The sequence below is a fragment of the Pseudomonas peradeniyensis genome (assembly GCF_014268935.2).
GTDB lineage: Bacteria > Pseudomonadota > Gammaproteobacteria > Pseudomonadales > Pseudomonadaceae > Aquipseudomonas > Aquipseudomonas peradeniyensis.
Genome location: NZ_JABWRJ020000003.1, coordinates 504,657 through 529,220, shown reverse-complemented (window position 1 = coordinate 529,220; position 24,564 = coordinate 504,657). Strand labels below are relative to the sequence as shown.

General features: G+C 66.0%; 18 protein-coding genes. 7 read left to right on the top strand and 11 right to left on the bottom strand.

Annotation, left to right across the window (positions count from 1 at the left end; all coding sequences use genetic code 11):
* Positions 1-12: 12 nt before the first annotated feature.
* Positions 13-1,125 carry a PepSY-associated TM helix domain-containing protein gene (locus tag HU751_RS17255; RefSeq protein WP_186731719.1) on the top strand — a complete coding sequence of 371 codons (1,113 nt, stop codon included), beginning with the start codon at positions 13-15 and terminating at the stop codon, positions 1,123-1,125.
* Positions 1,122-1,298, top strand: a complete 177-nt coding sequence (locus HU751_RS17250; protein WP_186731720.1) for a hypothetical protein — start codon at positions 1,122-1,124, stop codon at positions 1,296-1,298. Before HU751_RS17255 ends, HU751_RS17250 begins: the two co-directional genes overlap by 4 nt.
* 100 nt (positions 1,299-1,398) lie before the next feature.
* Here the strand turns inward: HU751_RS17250 and HU751_RS17245 are convergent, their stop codons facing one another.
* The 8 genes from HU751_RS17245 to glnE all read right to left on the bottom strand — a co-directional run bounded on the left by HU751_RS17245 (position 1,399) and on the right by glnE (position 11,517).
* Positions 1,399-2,841, bottom strand: coding sequence for a lipopolysaccharide kinase InaA family protein (locus HU751_RS17245; RefSeq protein WP_186731721.1), 1,443 nt, complete (start codon positions 2,839-2,841; stop codon positions 1,399-1,401).
* Positions 2,841-3,593 carry a lipopolysaccharide kinase InaA family protein gene (locus tag HU751_RS17240; RefSeq protein ID WP_186731722.1) on the bottom strand — a complete coding sequence of 251 codons (753 nt, stop codon included), beginning with the start codon at positions 3,591-3,593 and terminating at the stop codon, positions 2,841-2,843. The genes HU751_RS17245 and HU751_RS17240 overlap by 1 nt, the downstream gene beginning before the upstream one ends.
* Positions 3,590-4,324, bottom strand: a complete 735-nt coding sequence (locus HU751_RS17235) for a lipopolysaccharide kinase InaA family protein (RefSeq protein WP_186731723.1) — start codon at positions 4,322-4,324, stop codon at positions 3,590-3,592. Before HU751_RS17235 ends, HU751_RS17240 begins: the two co-directional genes overlap by 4 nt.
* Entirely contained in the window at positions 4,324-5,130 is an 807-nt protein-coding gene (rfaP, locus tag HU751_RS17230; protein WP_186731724.1) for a lipopolysaccharide core heptose(I) kinase RfaP, read from the bottom strand. The genes HU751_RS17235 and rfaP overlap by 1 nt, the downstream gene beginning before the upstream one ends.
* Complete coding sequence (locus HU751_RS17225; RefSeq protein WP_186731725.1) at positions 5,127-6,251, bottom strand: glycosyltransferase family 4 protein; 1,125 nt, start codon at positions 6,249-6,251, stop codon at positions 5,127-5,129. The genes rfaP and HU751_RS17225 overlap by 4 nt, the downstream gene beginning before the upstream one ends.
* Positions 6,251-7,309 carry a lipopolysaccharide heptosyltransferase I gene (waaC, locus tag HU751_RS17220; protein ID WP_028689090.1) on the bottom strand — a complete coding sequence of 353 codons (1,059 nt, stop codon included), beginning with the start codon at positions 7,307-7,309 and terminating at the stop codon, positions 6,251-6,253. The genes HU751_RS17225 and waaC overlap by 1 nt, the downstream gene beginning before the upstream one ends.
* On the bottom strand, positions 7,310-8,359 hold the full coding sequence (gene waaF / locus HU751_RS17215) for a lipopolysaccharide heptosyltransferase II (RefSeq protein ID WP_186712636.1): 1,050 nt from the start codon (positions 8,357-8,359) through the stop codon (positions 7,310-7,312).
* A gap of 224 nt (positions 8,360-8,583) precedes the next feature.
* Positions 8,584-11,517, bottom strand: coding sequence for a bifunctional [glutamate--ammonia ligase]-adenylyl-L-tyrosine phosphorylase/[glutamate--ammonia-ligase] adenylyltransferase (gene glnE / locus HU751_RS17210; protein ID WP_186731726.1), 2,934 nt, complete (start codon positions 11,515-11,517; stop codon positions 8,584-8,586).
* Between the two features lie 383 nt (positions 11,518-11,900).
* Between glnE and aceE the strand changes: the two genes are divergently transcribed.
* The 5 genes from aceE (at position 11,901) to HU751_RS17185 (ending at position 20,673) form a co-directional block, all read left to right on the top strand.
* Positions 11,901-14,546 (top strand): pyruvate dehydrogenase (acetyl-transferring), homodimeric type, encoded by a 2,646-nt coding sequence (aceE, locus tag HU751_RS17205; protein ID WP_186712634.1) that lies wholly within the window; start codon positions 11,901-11,903, stop codon positions 14,544-14,546.
* Between the two features lie 13 nt (positions 14,547-14,559).
* Entirely contained in the window at positions 14,560-16,200 is a 1,641-nt protein-coding gene (gene aceF / locus HU751_RS17200) for a dihydrolipoyllysine-residue acetyltransferase (RefSeq protein ID WP_186731727.1), read from the top strand.
* Positions 16,201-16,513: 313 nt separating this feature from the next.
* Complete coding sequence (locus HU751_RS17195) at positions 16,514-19,207, top strand: putative bifunctional diguanylate cyclase/phosphodiesterase (RefSeq protein WP_186731728.1); 2,694 nt, start codon at positions 16,514-16,516, stop codon at positions 19,205-19,207.
* A gap of 179 nt (positions 19,208-19,386) precedes the next feature.
* Positions 19,387-20,055: a peptide-methionine (S)-S-oxide reductase MsrA gene (gene msrA, locus HU751_RS17190; protein ID WP_050703454.1), complete on the top strand. Its 669-nt coding sequence runs from the start codon at positions 19,387-19,389 to the stop codon at positions 20,053-20,055.
* A 3-nt stretch (positions 20,056-20,058) separates the two neighbouring features.
* The gene (locus tag HU751_RS17185) at positions 20,059-20,673 is read left to right on the top strand and encodes a glutathione S-transferase (protein WP_186731729.1); all 615 of its coding nucleotides are present in this window, start codon (positions 20,059-20,061) and stop codon (positions 20,671-20,673) included.
* Between the two features lie 190 nt (positions 20,674-20,863).
* Here HU751_RS17185 and creD read toward each other — a convergent pair whose 3' ends face one another.
* From creD to creB, 3 genes are all read right to left on the bottom strand, one after another.
* Entirely contained in the window at positions 20,864-22,192 is a 1,329-nt protein-coding gene (gene creD / locus HU751_RS17180) for a cell envelope integrity protein CreD (protein ID WP_186731730.1), read from the bottom strand.
* A 202-nt stretch (positions 22,193-22,394) separates the two neighbouring features.
* Positions 22,395-23,828: a two-component system sensor histidine kinase CreC gene (creC, locus tag HU751_RS17175; protein ID WP_186731731.1), complete on the bottom strand. Its 1,434-nt coding sequence runs from the start codon at positions 23,826-23,828 to the stop codon at positions 22,395-22,397.
* Entirely contained in the window at positions 23,828-24,508 is a 681-nt protein-coding gene (creB, locus tag HU751_RS17170; RefSeq protein WP_186731732.1) for a two-component system response regulator CreB, read from the bottom strand. The genes creC and creB overlap by 1 nt, the downstream gene beginning before the upstream one ends.
* Positions 24,509-24,564 lie beyond the last annotated feature (56 nt).

Below are 24,564 nucleotides of genomic sequence, written 5' to 3'. Positions count from 1 at the left end.
TAAGGAGCCGTGATGAAAAGCCAAACCATCCGCCGCTGGTCAGCGATCCACACCTGGAGCAGCCTGGTCTGCACGCTGTTCCTGTTGCTGCTCGCCCTCACCGGCCTGCCGCTGATCTTCCACCACGAGCTGGAGCACTTGCTCGGCGACGCGCCGCAACTGCGCGAGATGCCCGCCGACACCCCGCACCTGGACCTGCAGCAGTTGGTGCTCAAGGCCGAACAGCACCGCCCCGGCGAGGTGATGCAGTACTTCGGCTATGAAGAAGACGAGCCCAACGGCGTGGTGGCGATCATGGCCGCCACCGCCGGCACCCACCCCGACGATTCGCACACCTTCATGCTCGACGCGCGCACCGGCGAGGCCGTGGCCATGCCGGCGGCCAACGGCGGTTTCATGATGCTGATGCTGCGCCTGCACGTGGACATGTTCGCCGGGCTGCCCGGCAAGCTGCTGCTGGCGTTCATGGGGGTGCTGTTCATTGTCGCCATCGTCTCCGGCACCGTGCTCTACGCGCCGTTCATGCGTCGCCTGCGCTTCGCCACGGTCCGTCACGACAAGTCGCGGCGCCTGCGCTGGCTGGACCTGCACAACCTGATCGGCGTGGTCACCCTGACCTGGGCCCTGGTGGTCGGCGTCACCGGGGTGATCAGCGCCCTGTCCGACCTGGTGATCGCCGCCTGGCGCAACGACAGCCTGGCGGCCATGGTCGCGCCCTACCGCGACGCCCCGCCGCTCACCGAGCGCGCTCCAGCCACGCAGTTGCTGAAGATCGCCGAACAGGCCGCGCCCGGCATGCGCCCGGATTTCATCGCCTTCCCCGGCACGCGCTTCTCCAGCGAGCACCACTACGCGGTGTTCATGAATGGCGCCACGAACCTGACCTCGCACCTGTTCACGCCGATCCTGATCGACGCGCGCACCCTGGAGGTGACCGCCGTTGGCGAACGCCCGTGGTACATGGACGCCATGGGCCTGTCGCAGCCCCTGCACTTCGGCGACTACGGTGGCCGGCCGATGCAGATCCTCTGGGCCGTGCTCGATGTGCTGACCATCATCGTGCTGGGCAGCGGCCTGTACCTGTGGTGGGGCAAGCAACGCAAACCACGGGAGGTGCGGGCATGAGCCACAAGTCGCAAAGCACCCGCAGGATCTTCGCCTGGCCGGCGTTGATCGCCGTGCTCAGTGCGGCCGGGCTGTTTGCCGCACTGCTCGGGGATGGGGCCTGGGATGTACTGGCCTGGGTGGGACTGGGCCTTTCAGCCGGGCTGGGCTTGAGTGGGTTCTGGCGGCGGTAGGCAGCTCTCATGGAACTGCGCATGACTGATTGATTTAGCCGCTCCCACTGGTACTACGCCAACCTGTAGGAGCGGCCTTGCCGCGCAGTCAGTTGGTCATTCAATCAGCCAACCGCGGCAACACCTGGTCCAGTCGCTGATGCAGCGCGCTGTCCCTCGGCCAGTTGCGCAGCAGCCGCGCTCGATCTCGGGCGAAGGCCGGGGCGAAGCTGAGCTGGGTGGCATGCTGGCACATGGCATCGAGGTCGATCAGCGACCATTGACCGTCCTGCCAGAACAGGTTGTGGCCCTTGAAGTCGCCATGACTGATGCGCTCGCGGATCAGCTGCTGCATCACCCGCGCCAGGGCTTCGACCTGCTCGTCAGGCGCCTCGCCGTTTTCCACGTAGGGTGCGAAACATTCGATCAGGTCCGGTCCGTCAGCGTACTCGGTCACCAGGTAGGCCGTGCTGCGCAGCCCCATCACCCGCTGCTCCAGCACCGCCAGGGGGCGAGGCGTGGCGATGTCGAGAAACGCCAGGCGGTGGCCTTCGATCCACGAATGCCAGGCCCGGCTCGGGCGCCAGAAGCGCTTGAACCAGTGGGCGGTGTTCTTGATGTTGTAGCGCTTGAGCACCAACGTGCGCCCGGCCACCTCGATACGCGCCACGCTGGCCGCGCCACCGGTCTTGTACAGGTGACCCTGGTCGATCAGCGCATCGGCCTGCTCCAGCACCGGGCGCATCGCTTCGACCTCGTTGCGGCGGATGGCCCGCAGCCCGGACAGGCTCCGCTCGACGCTGAACAGCGTGCATTCGCGACCGGCCTTGTCCAAGTAGTCCTTCAGGCGCCAGGCGCGCACCTTGTCCACCTGCTTGTGCAGCGCTTCCAGCGGCAGCGCGTGCTCGGCATTGGCCAGCACGTAGTGCACCAGCGCCTCCTCGATGAACGGTTCCAGACGCTTGGGCAGCTGGGCGAAGAACACCCCGAGGTTCTCCAGCACGCGCTGGCGCGACAACTGCTGGCCGGGGGTCTCGGCCTTGATGCCGGCACCGTCGATCAGATACAGCTGACCATCCTGGCGCAGCAGGTTGTCCAGGTGCAGGTCTTCCTGCCACAGGCCCTTGGCGTGCATCTGCGCCACGGCGGTGAGGGCCTCGCCCAGCACCAGATGTTGCTCATCGGCCAGCATCGGCAACTGCTCCACCCGGGCCCAGGCATCGCCCAGGCTCTCGGCGTGGTCGAGGTATTCGAACAACAGCCAGCCGCCCTCGCCTTCCTTCAGGCCATCGGCCAGCAGGCGTGGGGTGGTCAGGCCTTGCTCGGCCACCAGCAGGGCACCATCGCGCTCGCGCTGGAAGTGCCGGGCGGCGTTGCCGCCGACCAGCAGCTTGGCCAGCACCTTGGTGCCACGCCAGATACCCGCGCCGACATAACGCTGGCCCGGCAGCACGCGCAACAGGCTGAGCAGCTGCAGGTCGGCGCTGCCCGCGGCGTCGGCGAGGGTGACGGTCAACGGCAGGCTCGGGCTGCGCCCGGCCGCCTTCAATTCGGACAGGCGCATCAGCGGGCCTCTTTGTGGCGACGGCGTTGGGTCAGGCGTTGCAGCCAGGTGGATACCAGGGCGCTGTCCGCCGGCTGCTCCAGGTAGGCCGCCAGCAGCACGCGCACGTCCGCTTCATCCCAGGCCCGGGCGCGGCGCAGCAGCGGCTCCAGGTCCTTGACCCGGTCACGCATGCCGAACAGCAGCGGACGGGTCTTTTCCAGGTCGATCAGCTGGGCCTGCCAGCCCTCGCGACGCTCACGCAGGAAGATGTGCTTGGGGTAGAAGCAGCCGTGCATCTGCCCGGCGGCGTGCAGGGTGCGGGCCAGCCGCCCACAGGCCTGGAGGATCGCCTGGCGCTGCGCCGCGTCCATCTGCGCCCAGCGGGCGAGCAGTTGCTCGAGGTCGGTCCACTCGTCCAGCGCCCGGGTCATGAGGATCGCGCGGTGCTGGCCACCCTGCTTGCGCTCGCCATAGAACACCGCCTGCAGGGCGGGGATGTCGAGCTTCTGGTAGCGGCTGATGTTGCGAAACTCGCGGGCGAAGGTCGGCTCGCCGAAGGGCCGCTGCAGGCTGCGGGTGAAGTAGTCGCTCTGGCGCTTGAGGTAGAACCCCTTGCCCTCGAGCTCCAGGCGGAACACGCTGCTCCAGCCGCCACGGCCGGTGTTGGGTTCGTCCACGGCGTCCAGCTGCAGGGCCCACAGCGCCTCGAAGTCGCCCAGGCCGTGACGTTGCAGCAGCGCCTGGTCGGCACTGGCCAGGTAATCGGTCATTCCCTTCCCTCGAAAAAGCTGAGCACCTGGCGAATGCGCTTCTTGTCACGGCCATTGAGCCGGTCACGACCGCGGTATTGCAGGTAGAAGCGCAGGCGCTGGGTCGCCGACAGGTGGTACTTGGCCACCTTGTCCAGGCACGCCAGGTCCTTGATCATCCGGTGCCGCCACATGAAGCCACGCCAGAAGTCGCCCGTCGGGCAGTCGATGAAGAATAGCGTGCCCTGGTCATCGACCAGCAGGTTGCGCCACTTCAGGTCATTGTGGGCGAAACGATGCTCGTGCATCACACGGGTGTGGCGCGCCAGCTGACGGCTGAGATGATCGACCCAGGCGCGGTCGGCCAGACGGGCGTCATTGCGCTCGGCCAGCGCCGACAGGTCTTCGGTCTGCGGCAGCTCACGGGTAATCATCGCTCCTCGACCGAACGCCAGGCCATTGCGTTCCAGGCCCCAGGCGACCACTTCTGCCGTCGGGATGCCCCATTTGGCGAATTGCTTGAGGTTCTGCCACTCGGCCTTGATCCGCGGACGCCCCAGGTAGCGACGCATGTGCTTGCCGGCACCGGTATAGCGCTTGACGTAGTAGTACACGCCGTCACGCAGGACGCGGATGACCTCGCTGAGCGGGTCGCGGGTGAGGTGCTCGCCTTGCAGCGCGAATACCGCGTCAAGACTGCCAAAGTCCGCCGCCAAGTGTTCGTAGCCCGGCGCCAGTGTCCAACCCGCCATCAGAGTGCGTCCCCATAGCGTTGCTTGCGGTCGTAGAGTTTCTGCGCCTTGCGCTCCAGCCAGGCAAGCAGTGCGGCCTCGTCCTTGAGCACCTGGCGCAACGGGCGCTGGAAATAGCCGCGCAGGAAGCGCAGCTTGTCGCGGCGGGTCAGGCCAATGTCCAACGCCGAGAAGTACAGGGCGGCCAGGTCCTTGTCGCGCCAGCGACGGGTAATCTTCGCCCGGGTCTGGGCGCGGTGCAGGTCGATCACCGACAGTTTGAAGTCTTCCGGCGTCACCGGGCGGTCGGTGTGCAGCAGGAAGTGGCAGATGTAGCAGTCGCGATGGTTGACCCCGGCGCGGTGCATGCCGCCGGTCATCTTCGCCACTTCGGCAATCAGCGCGCGCTTCAGGCGCGGCGCTGGTGGCTGCTTCACCCAGTCGATGCTGAAGTCTTCCAGGCTGACGGTCGGCGCCAGTTCCTCGGTGACGATGAACGAATGCTGGGTGGCCGGGTTGCTGCCACGCTCGCCGTAGGCGACCGCGGTCATGGTCGGCACACCGGCCTCATGCAGGCGCTGGATAGCCCGCCATTCCTGGCCGGCGCCGAGCACCGGCAGCTTGGCGCTGAACAGGTTCTTGAAGATCTCGCCCCAGCCGATGCCGCGGTGGATCTTGACGAAGAAGCCCGCGCCATCGATCTCGGTGCGCAGGGTGCGGCGGCCTTCCAGCTCGCGGTACACCTCGCCCTGCAGGGCCTCGACGGCCTCGAAGGGGTCGCGCCCGGCCCACAGGCGCTTGAACGGTTCGGCCAGTATCAGCTTCATGCGGTCTCCTGACCGAGGATCACGTCGGCGGCATGCTGCGGCATGCTGTACAGGTCGGCGGTCTCGGCGAAGGCCACACCGTTGTCCGACCAGGCCGCGCGGGCCCCGGCGTCTTCGAGCATGCGTTGCAGGTAACGGTTCAGCTGCTCCTGCTCGAACGGCTCGTCCAGCACCAGGCCGCTATCGGCCTCGGCGATGTAGTGGGCATAGCCGCAGACCTTCGATACCAGCACCGGCAACCCCGCGACCAGCGCCTCGAGCAGCACAGTGCCGGTGTTCTCGTTGTAGGCCGGATGGATCAGCAGGTCGGCACCGAGCAGGAAACGCGGAATGTCACTACGCCCCTTGAGAAACTGCACCTGCTCGCCCAGGCCGAGCGCCGCGCTCTGCACCTGGAACAGCTTGGGGTCGTCCTGGCCGATGACCATCAGCCTGGTACGCTTGCGCAGGGCCGACGGCAACGCCGCCAGGGCCTTGAGGCTGCGGTCCACGCCCTTGGTCTTGAAGCCCGAGCCAATCTGCACCAGCAGCAGCTCATCGTCGGCCAGACCGAACTCCTTACGGAAATCGGCGCGGATGGTCGCGGCGTCGGCCGGGCGGCGGCGGTCCTGGGAAATGCCCGGCGGCAGCAGGTGGAAGCGTGCCTCAGGGGTGCCGTAGTGCTTGATGAACAGCGGCTGTTGCACCTCGGAGATCATCAGGATCTCGGTGCGCGCATCCCTGGCGAATACCGCCCGCTCGTATTCGGCGAAATGGCGGTAGCGGCCCCAGCGGCGGTACAGGCCGCCGCGCAGGGTCTGGGCCTTGTCCTCGAAACAGCCGTCGGCGGCGTAGTAGACGTCCAGGCCGGGCATCTTGTTGAAGCCGATCAGGCGATCGACCGGACGCTTGGCCAGGTCGGCTTCCATCCAGGCGCTGAGCTTCTCGTTGCGGCGGTGGTTGAACAGCGCCTTGACCGGCGCCACCAGCACCTCGAAGCCCGGCGGAACATCACCTTCCCAGATCAGCGTGTACACGCGGATCTGGTGACCCCGCTTCTGGCACTCGAGGGCGATGCGCATGAAGTCGCGCTGCAGCCCGCCAAAGGGGAAATACTTGTAGAGCACAAAAGCCAGTTGCATCAACGAACATCCTCAGCCAGCAGCAGCGCGCTCAAGCGGCCCGCCACATGCTCGGGATTCAGGCGAGTGAAGCACAGCGGCCACTCGCGTTTGAGATCGAACCGGCGCAGGTCCTCGGCGCTCGGTTTGTAGGTGCACTTCTTCTGCAGGCACGGGGCGCAGGGGAAGTCGCTCGCCTGGTGGATCTGGGCGCGTCCGTAGGCGCCAGTCAGACCAGGGTTGGTCGGGCCGAACAGCGAGATGGTCGGCACATCCAGGGCTGCGGCCAGGTGGCCGAGGCCGGTGTCCACCGCCACGCAGGCCTTGGCCGCCGCCAGCACGCGGGCGACGCCAGCCAGATTCAACTTGGGGAGCACCTGGCAGTTGTTCAAGCCTTGAGCAATGCGCTCGGCGCGGGCCTTTTCAGCCGGGTTGCCCCACGGCAGCATCACCTGCAGCTTGCGCCGCCCCATGCGCTCGGCCAGCTCGCGCCAGTAGGCCTCCGGCCAGTGCTTGGTGGCCCAGGTGGTGCCGTGCAGGAACACCACGTAGGGCGCGGCAGGCGGCAGTTGCAGGCGGTTGAGGTCCAGGCCGTAGTCGCCCAGCCCTTCCGGCAGGTCGTAGGCCAGGGCCAGGGCGAACAGCTGGCGCACGCGCTCCACGGCGTGCTGGCCGACGGCGACCGACAGGCGCCGGTCGTAGAAGCGGCTGGCCCAGCCCTCGCGGGCCGAGTAACGGTCCAGGCCGGCCACCGGCGCTTTCACGTAGCGCGTCAGCCAGGCCGACTTGACCAGGCCCTGGGCGTCGATCACCAGGTCGTACTTGTGTTCGCGCAGGCGTTGCTTGAACGCCTTCCATTCGCCGCTCTTGAGCGTCTGCCAGAGATTCTTGCGCCAGCGGCGGATCGCCACCGGAATCACCCGGTCGACCGCCGGATGCCAGCTGGGAATCTCGGCGAAGCCTTCTTCCACCACCCAGTCGAAACGGATACCGGGGATGGCGTGGGCGGCGTCGGTGAGCGCCGGCAGGGTGTGGATGACATCGCCCAGCGACGATGTCTTGATGATCAGTACCCGCACTCAGTCGACCTCGGCCACGGTATCGATCAGGTTCGGCCCGCCCAGGCCCTGCAGCGCGGCGATGACCTTGGCCGGCTCCAGCAGGCGCAGGCAGTTGTAGTGGCCGAAGCGGCAGGTGCGCTCAAAGCACGGGCTGCACTCGATACCGGTGCGCACCACCTCCACCTGGTCGGCCAGCGGCGGGGTGAAGCCCGGCGAGGTCGAGCCGTACACCGCCACCAGCGGGCGGTTAAGGGCGGCGGCCACATGCATCAGGCCCGAGTCGTTGGACACCACCGCATCGGCGCAGGACATCAGGTCGATGGCCTCGGCCAGGGAGGTTTCACCCGCCAGGTTGCAGGATTCCTCGCGCAGCCCAGGGATCAGCCGGTCGCGGATCTGCTCGCCCACCGGGTGATCGTTCTTCGAGCCGAACAGCCACACCTGCCAGCCCTGGCGGATCATCGCATCGGCCACCTCGGCGTAATGCTCGGCCGGCCAGCGCTTGGCCTCGCCGAACTCGGCGCCCGGGCACAGCGCCAGCACCGGACGGTCCAGCGCCAGGCCGAACTTGGCCAGGGCCGCTTCGCGGCTGGCGGCTTCGATCTGCAGGCTCGGGCGCGGGTAAGGCTTGGGCAGCTCGGCATCCGCTGCGTAGGCCAGGGCCATGAAGCGCTCGATCATCAGCGGATAGCGGGCCTTGTCCAGCTTGCGCACGTCGTTGAGCAACAGGTAGCGCATCTCGCCGCGCCAGCCGGTGCGCTTGGGGATACCGGCGAAATACGGCACCAGCGCCGACTTGAGCGAGTTGGGCAGCAGGATCGCCTGGTCGTACTGGCCGGCCAGCGACTTGCCGATGCGCCGGCGCGTGGCCAGCTCCAGCGCGCCGTGACCGAGCGGGAAGCTCAAGGCCTGGCGCACCTCGGGCATGCGCTCGAGGATCGGCCGGCTCCACTCGGGGGCCAGGACGTCGATCACGCAGTCGGGGTGCTGCTGTTTGAGGCACTGGAACAGGGTCTGCGCCATCACCATGTCGCCGACCCAGCTGGGGCCAATGATCAGTATTCTCATGCTTTATCCAGAAACATTCGGGGAGGCTGCAGGCTGCGCTACAACCTGGCCTCCCCTCTTTATATTCAGGCTATGTGGCGGACAGTGTACCACCGGTGGTGAGACGACGTTCTTTGGGGCTGCTACGCAGCCTTTCGCGGCACAAGGCCGCTCCTACAGAGAACGCAATCCTTTGTAGGAGCGGCCTTGTGCCGCGAAAGGGCCGCGCAGCGGCCCCAACAATCTCAAGTCAGACCCAGTTCACCCCAGATCCGCCGCACCTCACGACGCTCATCGACAAACTGCGCCGCATCGATCACCCCGGCCTGCTTCTGCAGGGCCTGGCGGTGCGACGCCGAGCGGAACGCCTTGTACACCTCGCGCAGCAGCACGGCGTCGGCGGCGGGCATCAGCCCGGCCTGTTCCAGCTCTTCGAGGATGCGGATGTTGTCGGTCCAGCGCAGTATGGCCGGATGGTCGTGGGACCAGGCCAAAGCGGCGTATTGCACCATAAATTCGATATCCACGATACCGCCAGCATCCTGCTTGATATCGAACGGCTGGCCGGCCTCGAAGGCGTTGCCCGCGGTGCCGGCGGCAGTGAGCTTGGTGCCCAGGTTGTCGCGCATCTTGGCGCGCATTTCGCTGACTTCGACGCGCAGCTTGTCGAGGTCGCGGGACTGGCCGAGGACCTGCGCCCGTACCGCCTCGAAAGCCGTCGCCACCTGCTTGCAACCCACCAGCACCCGGGCCCGCACCAAAGCCTGGTGCTCCCAGGTCCAGGCCTCGTTCTGCTGGTAGCGCTCGAAGGCGCCCAGCGAGCTGACCAGCAGCCCCGAGGCGCCGGAAGGGCGCAGGCGCATGTCCACGTCGTAAAGCTGGCCGGAGTTGGTCTGGGTGGTCAGCAGGTGGATGATGCGCTGGCCCAGGCGAGTGTAGAACTGCGCGCTGTCGATGGGCTTGGCGCCGTCGGTTTCGGCATTCGGATCGCCATCGTGGATGAACACCAGGTCCAGGTCAGAACCGTGGCCCAGCTCCAGGCCGCCGACCTTGCCATAGCCGACAATGATGAAGCCCGGGTCGCACAGGCTGCCGTCGCTGCGCTTGGGTTGGCCATGGCGCGCCACGGTCTGGCGCCAGGCCAGGGCCAGCACCTGGTCGAGAATCGCCTCGGCCAGCCAGGTCAGATAATCGCTGACCTTCATCAAGGGCAGGTTGCCGCTGATCTCCGAGGCGGCCACGCGCAGGTTGTGGGCCAGCTTGAAGTGGCGCAGGGCCTCCATCTGCTGTTCCAGGTCGTCCTCGGGGATGCGTGTCAGGCGCTCGCGCAGCTCGGCGGCCAGCTCCGGCGCCAACGGCGGGCTGAACAAGCGGCCCTCGTTGAGCAGTTCGTCGAGCAGCAGCGGGTAGCGGGCCATCTGCTCGGCGATCCATGGGCTGGCGGCGCACAGGGTCAGCAGACGGCGCAGGGCGCCGGGGTTCTCGGTGAGCAGCACCAGGTAGGCCGAGCGCCGCGCCACGGCCTCGACCAAGGGCAGCACCCGCTCCAGCACCAGGTCGGGGTTGTCGTGCTCGACCGCCTGGGCCAGCAGCCGCGGAATGAAGGCGTCCAGGCGCTCGCGACCAATGCGCTGCATCGAGCGCAGGGTCGGGCTGGCACGCAGCGCGGTCAGGCGGCGCAGGGCCTCGGCCGGCTGCCGGAAGCCGGCTTCCTCCAGTTGGCGGGAGGCGGCGTCTTCATCCTGGGCCTGCTCCCACAGGGGCGACCACTCGCCGCCGACCACCAGTTCGCCCTCGGTTTCATCTTCATCCGGGTCGGCGATGACCTGACGAAAGTGCCAGTCGATGCGCCCACGCCAGTGCACCAATTGCCCGTGGAAGCTGTCCCAGTCGGCGAAGCCGAGCATGTAGGCGATGCGCTCACGATCGGTCGGATCGTCCGGCAGCATCTGGGTCTGGCGATCGGCGATGGCCTGGATCGCGTGCTCGGTGTAGCGCAGGAATTCATAGCCGTCGCGCAGCTCGGCGACCACGGCCGGCGGCAGGTAGCCCTGCCCTTCCAGGGTGGTCAGCACCTTGAGCAACGGCCGCTGCTGCAGGCTCAGGTCACGCCCGCCGTGGATCAGCTGGAACGCCTGGGCGATGAACTCCACCTCGCGGATGCCGCCGGCACCGAGCTTGATGTTGTCGGCCATGCCCTTGCGCCGCACTTCCTGCTGGATCAGCTGCTTCATGGTGCGCAGCGCCTCGATGGCGGAGAAGTCCAGGTAGCGCCGGTAGACGAACGGCCGCAGCATCTCCTGCAACTGCGCGCCGGCCACCTGATCGCCAGCGACCACCCGCGCCTTGATCATGGCGTAGCGCTCCCAGTCGCGGCCCTGGTCCTGGTAGTACTGCTCCAGGGCATTGAAGCTGAGCACCAGCGCGCCGGCCGAGCCATAGGGGCGCAGGCGCATGTCGACGCGGAACACGAAACCGTCGACGGTGACCGGGTCGAGCGCCTTGATCAGGCGCTGGCCCAGGCGGGTGAAGAACTCCTGGTTGTCCAGCGAGCGCTTGACCCCTTCGGTTTCGCCGCCCTCGGGGAAGGCGAAGATCAGGTCGATGTCGGACGACAGGTTCAGCTCCACCGCGCCCAGCTTGCCCATGCCCAGCACCACCAGGTGCTGGGGCTGGCCGCTGCGGTTGCCGATGGGCGTGCCGAACTGCTGGCAGTGGCGCGGGTACAGCCATTGATAGGCTTCGTCGATGCTGGCGTCGGCCAGGTCGGACAGGTCGCGGCAGGTTTCGGGCAACGAAGCCTGGCGGGTAATGTCGCGCCAGATAATGCGCAACTGCTGGCGGTTGCGCTCGCGGCGCAGGTTGCGCGCCAGTTCGTCCTCGTTCTGGGCAGCCTGGGCCACGGCGTTGATCTGCGCGCGCAGCTGGTCAGGCGCGAACGCCTGGTCCATCACGCCGCTGGTCAGCAGTTCGAACAGCATCGCCGGCTCACGCTGGGCCTGGGCCAGGACGAAGTCGCTGGCGGCGGCGACCTGGTCGAACTGGTTTCGGTGCTCGGCACTCAGGCTGTCCAGGTCCAGGTCAGGGTGACCTGCCAGGGCATCGCGCAGGAATTGCTGGTTGCGAGCGACCAGCGGCTGGAGGGCGGCAGGCAGATCGAGCGGCAAAGGCAGGCGCATGGTCTATCCTTGATCGGCGTGAAAGAGAGCGGTTGCAGAGGTCAAACGGGGGTTGGACCACGGTTGGACTGTCGTACAAAAGTTGGAAATAGCTGAAATAATCAAAAATTTGGCAAAACCCATCAAGATTCACCTGCTAGCGACACACCACCAACCAACATGAACGTTTTTCCCCACAACCCGGGATGCGACCAAACGTCGCATTTGTGTAGTTTTACTACTACTCATGACCTGCCAAAGCATGAAATGAGAAAGCATTTGTAGTAAAACTACACCGCGCCGGATGACTGTCCGGTAATCCAAGAATTCACGACGTCTGCCCATAAGGCCAGTCGCAAACTCAGGCCATCGATTCTGGTGGCCTTTCCGCCCTGGAGCAAGCCATGCAAGACCTCGATCCAATCGAAACCCAGGAATGGCTGGATGCCCTGGAGTCGGTCCTCGACAAAGAAGGCGAAGACCGCGCTCATTACCTGATGACCCGTATGGGCGAGCTGGCCACCCGTAGTGGCTCCCAGCTGCCGTATGCCATCACCACGCCGTACCGCAACACCATCCCTGTCACCCACGAAGCACGCATGCCTGGCGACCTGTTCATGGAACGCCGCATCCGCTCGATGGTGCGTTGGAACGCCCTGGCCATGGTCATGCGCACCAACCTGAAAGACTCGGACCTGGGCGGACACATCTCCAGCTTCGCCTCCAGCGCCACCCTGTACGACATCGGCTTCAACTACTTCTTCCAGGCCCCGACCGACGAACACGGCGGCGACCTGATCTTCTTCCAGGGCCACGCTTCGCCAGGCGTCTACGCCCGCGCCTTCATGGAAGGCCGCATCAACGAAGAGCAGATGAACAACTTCCGTCAGGAAGTGGACGGCAAAGGCCTGTCTTCGTACCCGCACCCATGGCTGATGCCTGACTTCTGGCAGTTCCCGACCGTATCGATGGGTCTGGGCCCGATCCAGGCCATCTACCAGGCTCGCTTCATGAAGTACCTGGAAGCCCGTGGCTTCATCCCGGCCGGCAAGCAGAAGGTCTGGTGCTTCATGGGCGACGGCGAGTGCGACGAGCCGGAATCCCTGGGCGCGATCGCCCTGGCCGGCCGCGAGAAGCTGGACAACCTGATCTTCGTCATCAACTGCAACCTGCAGCGCCTCGACGGCCCGGTTCGCGGCAACGGCAAGATCATCCAGGAACTCGAAGGCGTGTTCCGTGGCGGTGGCTGGAACGTCAACAAGGTGGTCTGGGGCCGTTTCTGGGACCCACTGCTGGCCAAGGACACCAACGGCGCCCTGCAGCGCCGCATGGACGAAGTCATCGACGGCGAGTACCAGAACTACAAAGCCAAAGACGGCGCGTACGTTCGTGAAAACTTCTTCAACACCCCAGAGCTCAAGGCCATGGTCGAAGACCTGTCCGACGACGAGATCTGGAAGCTCAACCGTGGCGGCCACGACCCGTACAAGGTTTACGCGGCGTACCACCAGGCCGTGAACCACAAAGAGCAGCCGACCGTCATCCTGGCCAAGACCATCAAGGGTTACGGTACCGGTGCCGGCGAAGCCAAGAACACCGCGCACAACACCAAGAAGGTCGACGTCGACAGCCTGCGTCACTTCCGTGACCGCTTCGACATCCCGGTCAAGGATGCGGATCTGGAGAACCTGCCGTTCTTCAAGCCGGAAGAAGGCTCCGCCGAAGCCAAGTACCTGGCCGAGCGCCGCGCCGCCCTGGGCGGTTTCGTGCCACAGCGCCGCGCCAAGAGCTTCAGCGTGCCGACCCCGCCACTGGAAACGCTGAAAGCGATCCTGGACGGCTCGGGCGACCGCGAAATCTCCACCACCATGGCCTTCGTGCGCATCCTGGCGCAGCTGGTCAAGGACAAGGACATCGGCCAGCGCATCGTTCCGATCATCCCGGACGAAGCCCGTACCTTCGGTATGGAAGGCATGTTCCGCCAGCTGGGTATCTACTCCTCGGTCGGCCAGCTCTACGAGCCTGTCGATAAAGACCAGGTGATGTTCTACCGCGAGGACAAGAAGGGCCAGATCCTCGAGGAAGGCATCAACGAAGCCGGCGCCATGTCGTCGTTCATCGCTGCCGGTACCTCGTACAGCTGCCACAACCAGCCGATGCTGCCGTTCTACATCTTCTACTCGATGTTCGGCTTCCAGCGTATCGGCGACCTGGCCTGGGCCGCTGGCGACAGCCGCACCCGTGGTTTCCTGATCGGCGGTACCGCCGGCCGTACCACCCTCAACGGTGAAGGCCTGCAGCACGAAGACGGTCACAGCCACATGATGGCGGGCACCATCCCGAACTGCCGCACCTACGATCCGACCTACGGCTACGAGCTGGCGGTGATCATCCAGGACGGCATGAAGAAGATGACCGAAGAGCAACAGGACATCTTCTACTACATCACCGTGATGAACGAGTCGTACCAGCAGCCAGCCATGCCGGCCGGTGTCGAGGACGGCATCATCAAGGGCATGTACCTGCTCGAGGAAGACACCCGCGAAGCCGCGCACCACGTACAGCTGATGGGCTCCGGCACCATCCTGCGCGAAGTCCGCGAAGCCGCGAAGATCCTGCGTGAAGAGTTCAACGTCGGCGCCGACGTGTGGAGCGTCACCAGCTTCAACGAACTGCGTCGCGACGGCCTGGCCGTGGAGCGCGCCAACCGCCTCAAGCCTGGCCAGAAGCCTCAGAAGACCTACGTCGAAGAGTGCCTGGCCGGCCGCAAGGGCCCGGTCATCGCCTCCACCGACTACATGAAGCTGTTCGCCGAGCAGATTCGCCAGTGGGTGCCGAGCAAAGAGTTCAAGGTCCTGGGTACCGACGGTTACGGTCGCAGCGACAGCCGCAAGAAGCTGCGTCACTTCTTCGAAGTCGACCGCCACTTCGTGGTGCTGGCTGCCCTGGAAGCCCTGGCTGACCGTGGCGAGATCGAACCCAAGGTTGTGGCTGACGCCATCGTCAAGTTCGGTATCGATCCGGACAAGCGCAACCCACTGGACTGCTGAGGAGTATTTTTAAGTGAGCGAACTCATTCGCGTACCTGACATCGGCAGCGGTGAAGGTGAAATCATCGAGCTGTTCGTCAAGGTCGGTGACCGTATCGAGGCTGACCAGAGCCTGCTGACCCTGGAGTCCGACAAGGCCTCCATGGAGATCCCCGCGCCGAAGGCCGGCGTGGTCAAGGAACTGAAGGTCAAGCTGGGCGACCGCCTGAAAGAAGGCGACGAGCTGCTGGTCCTGGAAGTCGAGGGCGCCGCTGCGGCGCCTGAGGCTCCGGCCGCTGCCGCTCCGTCTCCAGCTGCCGCCGCCCCAGCACCGGCTGCCGAAGCCGCCCCTGCGCCTGCCGCAGCCCCGGCTGCCGCCAGCGTGCAAGACATCCACGTGCCGGACATCGGCTCGTCGGGCAAGGCCAAGATCATCGAAGTGCTGGTCAAGGTCGGCGACACCGTCGAAGCCGACCAGTCGCTGATCACCCTGGAGTCCGACAAGGCCTCCATGGAGATCCCGTCGCCTAGCGCCGGCGTGATCGAAGCCGTGCTGTGCAAGCTGGAAGACGAAGTGGGCACCGGCGACCTGATCTTCAAGATCAAGGCCGCAGGCGCCGCCCCTGCTGCAGCCGCTGCTGCTCCGGCTGCCGCTCCTGCCCCAGCCGCTGCACCTGCCGCTGCACCTGCCGCCGCCGCGCCGGCTGCTGCTCCTGCTCCAGCTCCGGTCGCCACCGCGCCGGCCGCCGGCAGCAACGCCAAGGTTCACGCTGGCCCGGCCGTTCGTCAGCTGGCCCGTGAATTCGGTGTCGACCTGGGCGCTGTTGCCGCCACCGGTCCGCACGGCCGCATCCTGAAAGAAGACGTGCAGGTTTACGTCAAGGCGATGATGCAGAAGGCCAAGGAAGCACCGGCAGCCGCTGGTGCAACCGGCGGCGCCGGCATCCCGCCGATCCCTGCCGTGGACTTCAGCAAGTTCGGTGAAGTGGAAGAAGTGGCCCTGACCCGCCTGATGCAGGTCGGTGCCGCCAACCTGCACCGCAGCTGGCTGAACGTGCCGCACGTGACCCAGTTCGACTCCGCCGACATCACCGAGCTGGAAGCCTTCCGCGTCGCGCAGAAGGCCGTGGCTGAAAAGGCTGGCGTCAAGCTGACCGTACTGCCGCTGCTGCTCAAGGCCTGCGCCTTCCTGCTCAAGGAACTGCCGGACTTCAACAGCTCGCTGGCGCCAAGCGGCAAGGCGATCATCCGCAAGAAGTACGTGCACATCGGCTTCGCCGTGGACACCCCGGACGGTCTGCTGGTCCCGGTGATCAAGAACGTCGACCAGAAGAGCCTGCTGCAACTGGCTGCCGAAGCTGCCGCGCTGGCCGAGAAAGCCCGCACCAAGAAGCTTTCGGCCGACGAGATGCAGGGCGCCTGCTTCACCATCTCCAGCCTCGGTCACATTGGCGGCACCGGCTTCACGCCGATCGTCAACGCGCCTGAGGTGGCGATCCTCGGTGTGTCCAAGGCCACCATGCAGCCGGTCTGGGACGGCAAGGCCTTCCAGCCGAAGCTGATGCTGCCGCTGTCGCTGTCCTACGATCACCGTGTGATCAACGGCGCCGCCGCCGCGCGCTTCACCAAGCGCCTGGGCGACGTGCTGGGCGACATCCGCACCATGCTGCTGTAATAGCTGCACGCTGCCCCTCACTCGAGGGGCAGCACCGTTTTCGAGCTGCCACGCTCGTACCTCAACCCCGCCAATTGGCGGGGCTTTTTTTGCCTGGGATTGCTGGGAGGGCTTTGCCCCCTTTTCGCGGCGCAAGGCCGCTCCTACAGGGGGATGCGATCGTCTGCCGCCCGCCGGTCCTACAGATTCTGCGAGAGCAGCCGACAACCTGTTCACAGCATCCCCCATGGCCGCTTGCCAGCCCACGGGACATGATGCAACCTTGCCCGATGCGCCGTGCTCCAGGCCGCGCCCCAGTTCAAGCGAGTCTTCGATGAAAAGCCAACCCGATGCCGCCAGCCGTGTGGCGGCCGAGGTCGTGACGCAGCTTCCCGTGCCCTCGCGGCTCGGCATGCTGCGTTTCGAGCGGCTGAACGAAGCCAGCTGGGCCATGCTTTACCTCGACCCGGCCTGCGACCGCCAGTTCGGTCTGCCCGCCGCCGAGCTCTGCGCCCTGATCGGCTCGCCCTACGCCAGCCTCATGGAGCCGGAAGCACGCTACAAGCTGCACGACGAGATCCAGCTGCAGCTGGCCCAGCGCGGCTACTACCGGGTGCGCTACACCCTGCACGCCTGCCCGGCGCCACTGCGCCTGCTGGAGGTCGGGGAGAGCTACAAGCAGCACAACCGTCAATTGCTGCGCGGCTACCTGACAGTGTTCGACGACCACCGCCAGGACACCCCGGACCTCGACGCCAATGACCTGGAGTCGCGCAACAACCGCCTGCAACTGGCCCTGCAACTGAACCAGCGCGCCCAGCAGGAGCAGCTCGAACACCTGGACCGGGTGCGCGCCCAGCAGGACCTGATCCTGCGCCTGGCGCGCCAGCGCTACAGCATCGGCAACTCGCTGCTCGAGGCCGCCGAGCTGATAACCCGCAGCGCCTGCGAGATCTACAAGGTCGACTGCGCCAGCATCTGGTACCTGAACGACCAGCGCCTGGAGCCGATCAGCGCCTGGTACAGCCGCGACCAACAGCACCGCATGCCCGAGGCGATCGACGCCAGCCGCTTCCCGGACTACCTGGAAGCCCTGCACGCCAGCCGCGCCATCGACGCCCATAACGCCAGCCACGACCCGCGCACCCGCGAGATGGCCGAATCGCTGTACAGCACCGACGACAACGCCATGCTCGATGCCAGTATCCGCATCGACGGCCAGGTGGTCGGCGTGCTGTGCCTGGAGCAGACCGGCCAGCCACGGGCCTGGCAATCGGACGAGATCGCCTTCGCCGGCGAGCTGGCCGACCAGTTCGCCCAGGTCATCAACAACCACAACCGACGCACCGCCGCCAGCGCCCTGCACCTGTTCCAGCGCGCCGTGGAACAGAGCGCCAGCGCCTTCCTGCTGGTCAACCGCGACGGCGTGGTGGAATACGTCAACCCCAGCTTCACCGCGATCACCCAGTACAGCACCGAAGAGGTCCAGGGCCATCACCTGGCCGAACTGCCGGCGCTGGAAAACCTGAGCGAGCTGCTGTTCGACTCGCCGTCGAGCCTGGCCATGGGCAACAGCTGGCAGGGCGAATTCAAGAGCCGGCGCAAGAACCTCGAGCCGTACTGGGGCCAGCTGTCGATCTCCAAGGTATACGGCGACAACCGCGAGCTGACCCACTACATCGGCATCTACGAGGATGTCACCCAGAGCAAGCTGGCCCAGCAGCGCATCGAGCGCCTGGCCTACACCGACAACCTGACCAACCTGGGCAACCGCCCGGCGTTCATCCGCAACCTCGACGAGCGCTTCGCCCGCGACAGCGCCAGCCCCATCTGCCTGCTGCTGGTGGACATCGACAACTTCAAGCGGATCAACGACAGCCTCGGCCACCAGACCGGCGACAAGCTGCTGATCAGCCTGGCCCGGCGCCTGCGCAACAGCCTGGCCAACGGCGGCAGCCTGGCGCGCTTCGCCAGCAACGAGTTCGCCGTGCTGCTGGACGACACCAGCCTGGAAGATGGCCAGGGCGTCGCCCACCAGCTGCTGCGCACCCTCGACAAACCTATGTTCGTCGACAACCAGCTGATCAACGTCACCGCCTCCGTGGGCCTGGCCTGTGCGCCGCTGCACGGCAGCGACCCGGCCACCCTGATGAAGAACGCGGGCCTGGCCCTGCACAAGGCCAAGGCCAACGGCAAACACCAGGTCCAGGTGTTCACCGAAGTGCTCAACGCCGAGGCCAGCTACAAGCTGTTCGTCGAGAACAACCTGCGCCGCGCCCTGACCCAGAACGAACTGGAAGTGTTCTACCAGCCCAAGCTGTGCCTGCGCAGCGGCCGCCTGCTCGGCCTGGAGGCGCTGCTGCGCTGGAACCACCCCGAGCGTGGCATGATCCGCCCCGACCAGTTCATCAGCGTGGCCGAGGAAACCGGCCTGATCATCCCCATCGGCAAGTGGGTGGTGCGCCAGTCCTGCCGCATGAGCCAGCAGTTGCGCGAAGCCGGCTTCGGCAACCTGCATGTGGCCATCAACCTGTCGCCCAAGCAGTTCTCCGACCCCGAGCTGGTCAGTTCGATCGGCAGCATCCTCAAGGAAGAAGCCCTGCCGCCGCACCTGCTGGAGCTGGAACTGACCGAAGGCCTGCTGCTGGAAGCCACCGAGGACACCCACCGCCAGCTCGACGAGCTCAAGGCCCTGGGCCTGACCCTGGCCATGGACGACTTCGGCACCGGCTATTCGTCGCTGAGCTACCTGAAGAAGTTTCCGATCGACATCATCAAGATCGACCGCAGCTTCATCAACGAGATCCCCGACAACCAGGACGACATGGAGATCACCTCGGCGGTGGTGGCCATGGCCCACAACCTCAAGCTCAAGGTGGTCGCCGAAGGGATCGAGACCCCCGAGCAGCTGGCGTTCCTGCGCCGACACCGCTGCGACGTCGGCCAGGGCTACCTGTTCGACCGGCCGATTCCGGGGCGCGAGCTGAACGAGAAGCTGCGCCGCTATCCCCGTGGTCCGGTGGACTGACAGCGGCGTAAAGCTCGGGCACTATAGTCATCACTTGCCTGCCGGGGCTGCTTTGCAGCCCTTTCGCGGCACAAGGCCGCTCCTACCGGGATCATGCGTCCCCCTGTAGGAGCGGCCTTGTGCCGCGAAAGGGTCGCAAAGCGGCCCCAGGTTGTTGAATATCAAATAGAGGAACGGCCATGACCCTGCGTTCGGAAATCCTGGTGAACAAAAACGTCCTGCCCACCGCGGAACAGGCCCTGCCTGGCCGCGAAACCCCGATGACCCTGCCCGAGTTCCACTACGTGTTCGAAGGCACGCCGCTGCTCGGCCCGTTCTTCGAAGGCGACATCGACTTCGCCATCTTCGGCCTGGGCTGCTTCTGGGGCGCCGAGCGCCGTTTCTGGCAGCGCGAAGGCGTGGTCAGCACCGTGGTCGGCTACGCCGGCGGCTTCACCCCCAACCCCACCTACGAGGAAGTCTGCTCGGGCCTGACCGGCCACACCGAGGTGGTGCTGGTGGTGTTCGACAAGAACCGGGTCAGCTACCGCGAGCTGCTGGCAATGTTCTGGGAGCTGCACAACCCGACCCAGGGCATGCGCCAGGGCAACGATGTCGGTACCCAGTACCGCTCGGCGATCTACTGCACCTCGCCGCAGCAGCTGGATGAAGCCAACGCGAGCAAGGCCGCCTTCCAGGCCGAGCTGGGCAAGGCCGGCTTCGGCGAGATCACCACCGAGATCGCCCAGGCGCCGACCGTGTACTTTGCCGAGGCCTACCACCAGCAGTACCTGGCCAAGAACCCGCAAGGCTACTGCGGTATCGGCGGTACCGGCGTGTGCCTGCCACCCAGCCTGCAGGGCAACTGAGCCATGATCCTGTTCCATTCGCCGCTGTCGCCGTTCGTGCGCAAGGTGATGATCGTGCTGCACGAGACCGGCCAGCTGGACCGCGTCACCGTGCAGGGCGTGAACATCAGCCCGGTGAACGGCGACGCGCAGCTCAACCAGGGCAACCCGATCGGCAAGATCCCGGCCCTGCGCCTGGACGACGGCAGCGTGCTGCACGACAGCCGGGTGATCTGTGAATACCTCGACAGCCAGCACGTCGGCATGCCACTGATCCCCCGCGAGGGCTCGGCACGCTGGCGGCGACTGACCCTGGCCTCCCAGGCCGACGCGATCATGGACGCGGCGGTGGCCACCCGCTACGAGACCTTCCTGCGCCCGGCGGACAAGCAGTGGGACGGTTGGGTGCAGGCACAGGGCGAGAAGATCCGCCGCAGCCTGGCGAGCCTGGAGCGCGAGCACCTGGCTGAGATCGCCTCGGGGTTCGATATCGCCGCGATCGGAGTGGCCTGTGCGTTGGGGTATCTGGACCTGCGCCAGCCTGAGTTCGATTGGCGTGGGCTGTATCCGGGGCTGGCGGCGTGGTATGCCGAGGTGAGCCAGCGGCCGTCGATGGTGGCTACCGCTCCGGTAGCCTGAGACGCCGCCGGCGAGGGCTGCGCCCTCGTTTCGCGGCACAAGGCCGCTCCTACAGGAGTCCACTCAACCCTGTAGGAGCGGCCTTGTGCCGCGAAAGGGCTGCACAGCAGCCCCAGAATTCACCTCGGTACCACAGGAAACAACTGACCAATCCTCGCAGCCAACCACCGCCCAATCTCTCTATCCTCCCTCATACCCCCCTCCCCACCCGCGACCAGTCCAGCCGCCGGGTCAGCACCATGAACACGCCCAGCAGGCCAAAGCACAGCAGCGAGCCCATCAACAACGCATAGTCCTCGGCACTGAGCAGCCCGTAGAGCATCGCGTACAACGCCGCCAGCCCCGCCGCAAAGCCAATCCCACGCCCCAGGCTGCGCAGCACATGAACCAGGTAGAAGCCGATCAGCAGCACGCACCCTGACGCCGACAGCCCATAGGCCAGGCCAAACCCCAGGTGCTCGGACAGCGACAGCAACAGCAAGTAGAAGAACGCCAGGGCCACACCCACCAGGATGTACTGCACCGGGTGCACGCTGAGGTTCTTCAGCACCTCGAACAGGAAGAAGCCGGCAAAGGTCAGGGCAATGAACAGCAGCGCATACTTGATCGCCCGTTCGCTCTTGAGGTACTGGTCCACCGGGTCGACGAAGCTCACGCCAAAAGCACGCTCGTTGAATTCGCCACACTTGCCGACGGTCGCGCAAAGGCGCATGGACTCTTCCAGGTTGGTGGCGAAGAACGAGGTCTGCCAGTGGGCGCTGAAGCCCTTCTCGTCGATCGCTCGGCGGCTGGGCAGATAGCTGCCGACGAAGCTCGGGTGCGGCCAGTTGGCGCGCATGTCCACCGTGGTGCTGCGGCCGACCGGCAGCACCGCCAGCTGGCCGGTGCCCAGCAGGGCCAAGTCGAAGGCGTAGTCGAACTCACGGGCTTTCTGGTCGCTCAATTGCGGCAGGGCCACATGCACGCCACCGGACAGCCAGTCGACACCGCTGCCGGCCTCGAACGGCAGGCGCTGGTCATCCAGGGTCAGCTCCAGGCTGTTCTCGATGCCGCGAATATCGCTGATGCCGACCATCAGGAACGGCTTGTCGAAGCGGTAGTCGTCGTAGTCCTTCTCGATTCCCCAGCGCTCAGGCAGCTTGAAACGACCGCTGATCTGGCTTTTGGCATGGAACAGCCGCGCCTGGTAGATGCCGCGGGCGCGCAGCTCGGTATCAACGCCCACATCCATCGCGAAGGTTTCCGGCAGGAAGTAGAGGTTGCCGTGCATCGTGGTGGTCTCCTGGACGCTCGTGCCGTCCTTGTCGATCCAGCGCCGCTCGTACTTGCGATAGGGCACCACCAGCACCGGACCGCTGACCAGCTGGTCGAAGCTGGAGCTCGCGGCGATCTCGCCCAGCACGTTGTTGCGCAGTTGCTGGCGCTCGTCGATCAGGCCGCCGATCATCAGCAGGGGAATCAGCAGCAGCAGGATCAGCACGGCGATCAGGCCAAGCTTGAAACCTAGGGTCTTGTTCATGGGGTTGGGCTCCGTTTGCGATGTGGGCAGTGTCTGCCCGCCGCGTGGAGCCCTCGGGGAGGGAATGTGGAGATTGTGTGGAGATTGCTTGGACGGCAACCGTGGGAGCGGGCTTGCCCCGCGATAAGGCCCGCTCAGGCAGTGATGTTGCCTGGGCTGGCCTTATCGCGGGGCAAGCCCGCTCCCACAGGGTACCTGCCTCTCAGCTGAGTCGACGCGCAGGCAGCCACAACCTCACCCGCACCCCACCCTCGACGTTGTCCACCGCCAGCGTCCCGCCGTGCAGTTGCATCACCTCGGCCACGAAATTCAGCCCCAGCCCGGTGCTCTTGCGACCGGTCCCAGGCCTTGGCAACGAATAGAACCGCTCGCTGACCCGCCCCAAGGCGTATTCGGGAATCGCCTGCCCCTGGTTGAACAGGCTCAGGGCCACTCGCTCGCCGTCCCGCTCCAACTCGAAGGCCAGCGCGCCTCGCTCGGGGGTGAAATCCAGCGCGTTGTCCAGCAGGTTGGCCAGGGCCTGGCGCATCAGAAACGGATCGCACAGCAACCTGACGCCCGCCGGGATGCGCTGGCGCACCTGCAATCCGGCGGCGTCGATCCGCGCGCCATGAGCCAGCAGCAGTTCGTCGATCAGCGCTGCCACCGCGACCTGCTGTTCATCTTCCAGAGCCTGCATCTGCTCGACCCGCGCCAGGTTGAGCAGGCGCTCGATCATCTGCTGCAGGCGCTCGCTCTCACGCTCGATATTGCCGGCGAAGCGCGCCCGCTGCTCTTGCGGCATGTCGCCCTGCAGCAGCTCCGAGGCGCCGCGGATCGCCGCCAGCGGGCTCTTGAGTTCATGGGTGAGCGTATGCACATAGCGCTCGACATAGGCCTTGCCCTCCAGCTGGGTGCGCATGCGCTCCACCGCCGTGGCCAGCTGCAACAGCTCGCCACCCTTGTAGTGCGGCAGCGCGGCGCGCTCGCCCTCGCTGACCGCCTGGGCGTAATGGGTGAGCCGGCGCAGCGAGCGGGTCAGCCACCACGACAAGGCCGCGCCGACCAGCAGCCCCAGCACGATCAACCCCAACCCAAGGGTGAGCAGGCGCCGCTCGGAGCGGTCGATGTAGGGCTGCAGCGAGCTGTTGGGCTTGGCCACCGTGACCACGCCGATGACCTGGCCCTGGTCGAGGATCGGCGCCGCCACATGCATCACCGAAGTGCTTTCGTCGTCCGGGTCGCTGCGGGTCGAGCGGGCGCCGTACTGGCCGCGCAGGGTCAGGTAGACATCGTTCCAACGCGAGTAGTCCTTGCCCAGGTCCTGGCCGCTGGAATCGAGCAGGACGATGCCCTTGGCGTCGGTCACGTAGATGCGGTGGCTGACCTGGTTCTTCGCCAGCCCCCAGATCTGCGCGCTCGGGCGCCGCTCGCCATAGGAGGCGAGCACCTGCGACAGGCGGCTCTGGGTCAGGGTACCGTTCTTCACATCATCGTGAAGGATCTCGGCCAGCAGGTTGGCAGTGTCCACCAGGGTTTCTTCCGATGATTGCCGCACCACCGGGCGGATCTGCTCGCGCACCGTGTTGAGCAGGAAGTAGCCCGCCAGGCCGACGAACAGAAAGTACACCAGGAAGATACGAATCCCCAAGCGCATCAGGCGTGTTCCGGACTGTAGCTGTAACCCAGGCCGCGGTGGGTCTGGATCGCCTCGGCGTCGGGCGCGACCTGGCGCAGCTTGGCGCGCAGGCTCTTGATATGGCTGTCGATGGTGCGCTCATAGCCGACGTCCGAAGCCACGCCCAGGCCGTCGAGCAGCTGTTCGCGGCTGAATACCCGGCGCGGTTGCTCGAGCAGGCTCTGCAGCAGGCGGAACTCGTGGCGGGTCAGCGTCAGCGGCTGGCCACGGTAGCTGATGCGCATGGCCAGGGTGTCGAGCTGGAACGGCGTGCTTTCGCTGGCCGCGTCCGACCTGGGCGCCATGCGCTTGAGGATCGCTCTCACCCGCGCCGCCACCTCACGGGGGCTGAAGGGTTTGACCACGTAGTCGTCGGCACCGATCTCCAGGCCCAGCACCCGGTCGATCTCGGCGTCGCGGGCGCTGAGGAACATCACCGGCACCTCGCTGAAGCGGCGCAACTGGCGGCAGGTCTCGAAACCGTTGATGTCGGGCAGGCCGATGTCGAGGATCACCAGGTCGGCCGGACGCTGGCGCTGCTGCTCGACGGCGGCGCTGCCGAGGGTCACCCACTCGGTGCTGTGGCCGTCGGCCTGCAGGGCGTAGACCAGGGTGTCGGCGATGGCGGATTCGTCTTCGACGATAAGGATGTGGGGCATGGCGTCCGGCCTTGCTGGGGCAAAGGCTGGACTGTGAAGCAAGTTCGCCAGCCAGT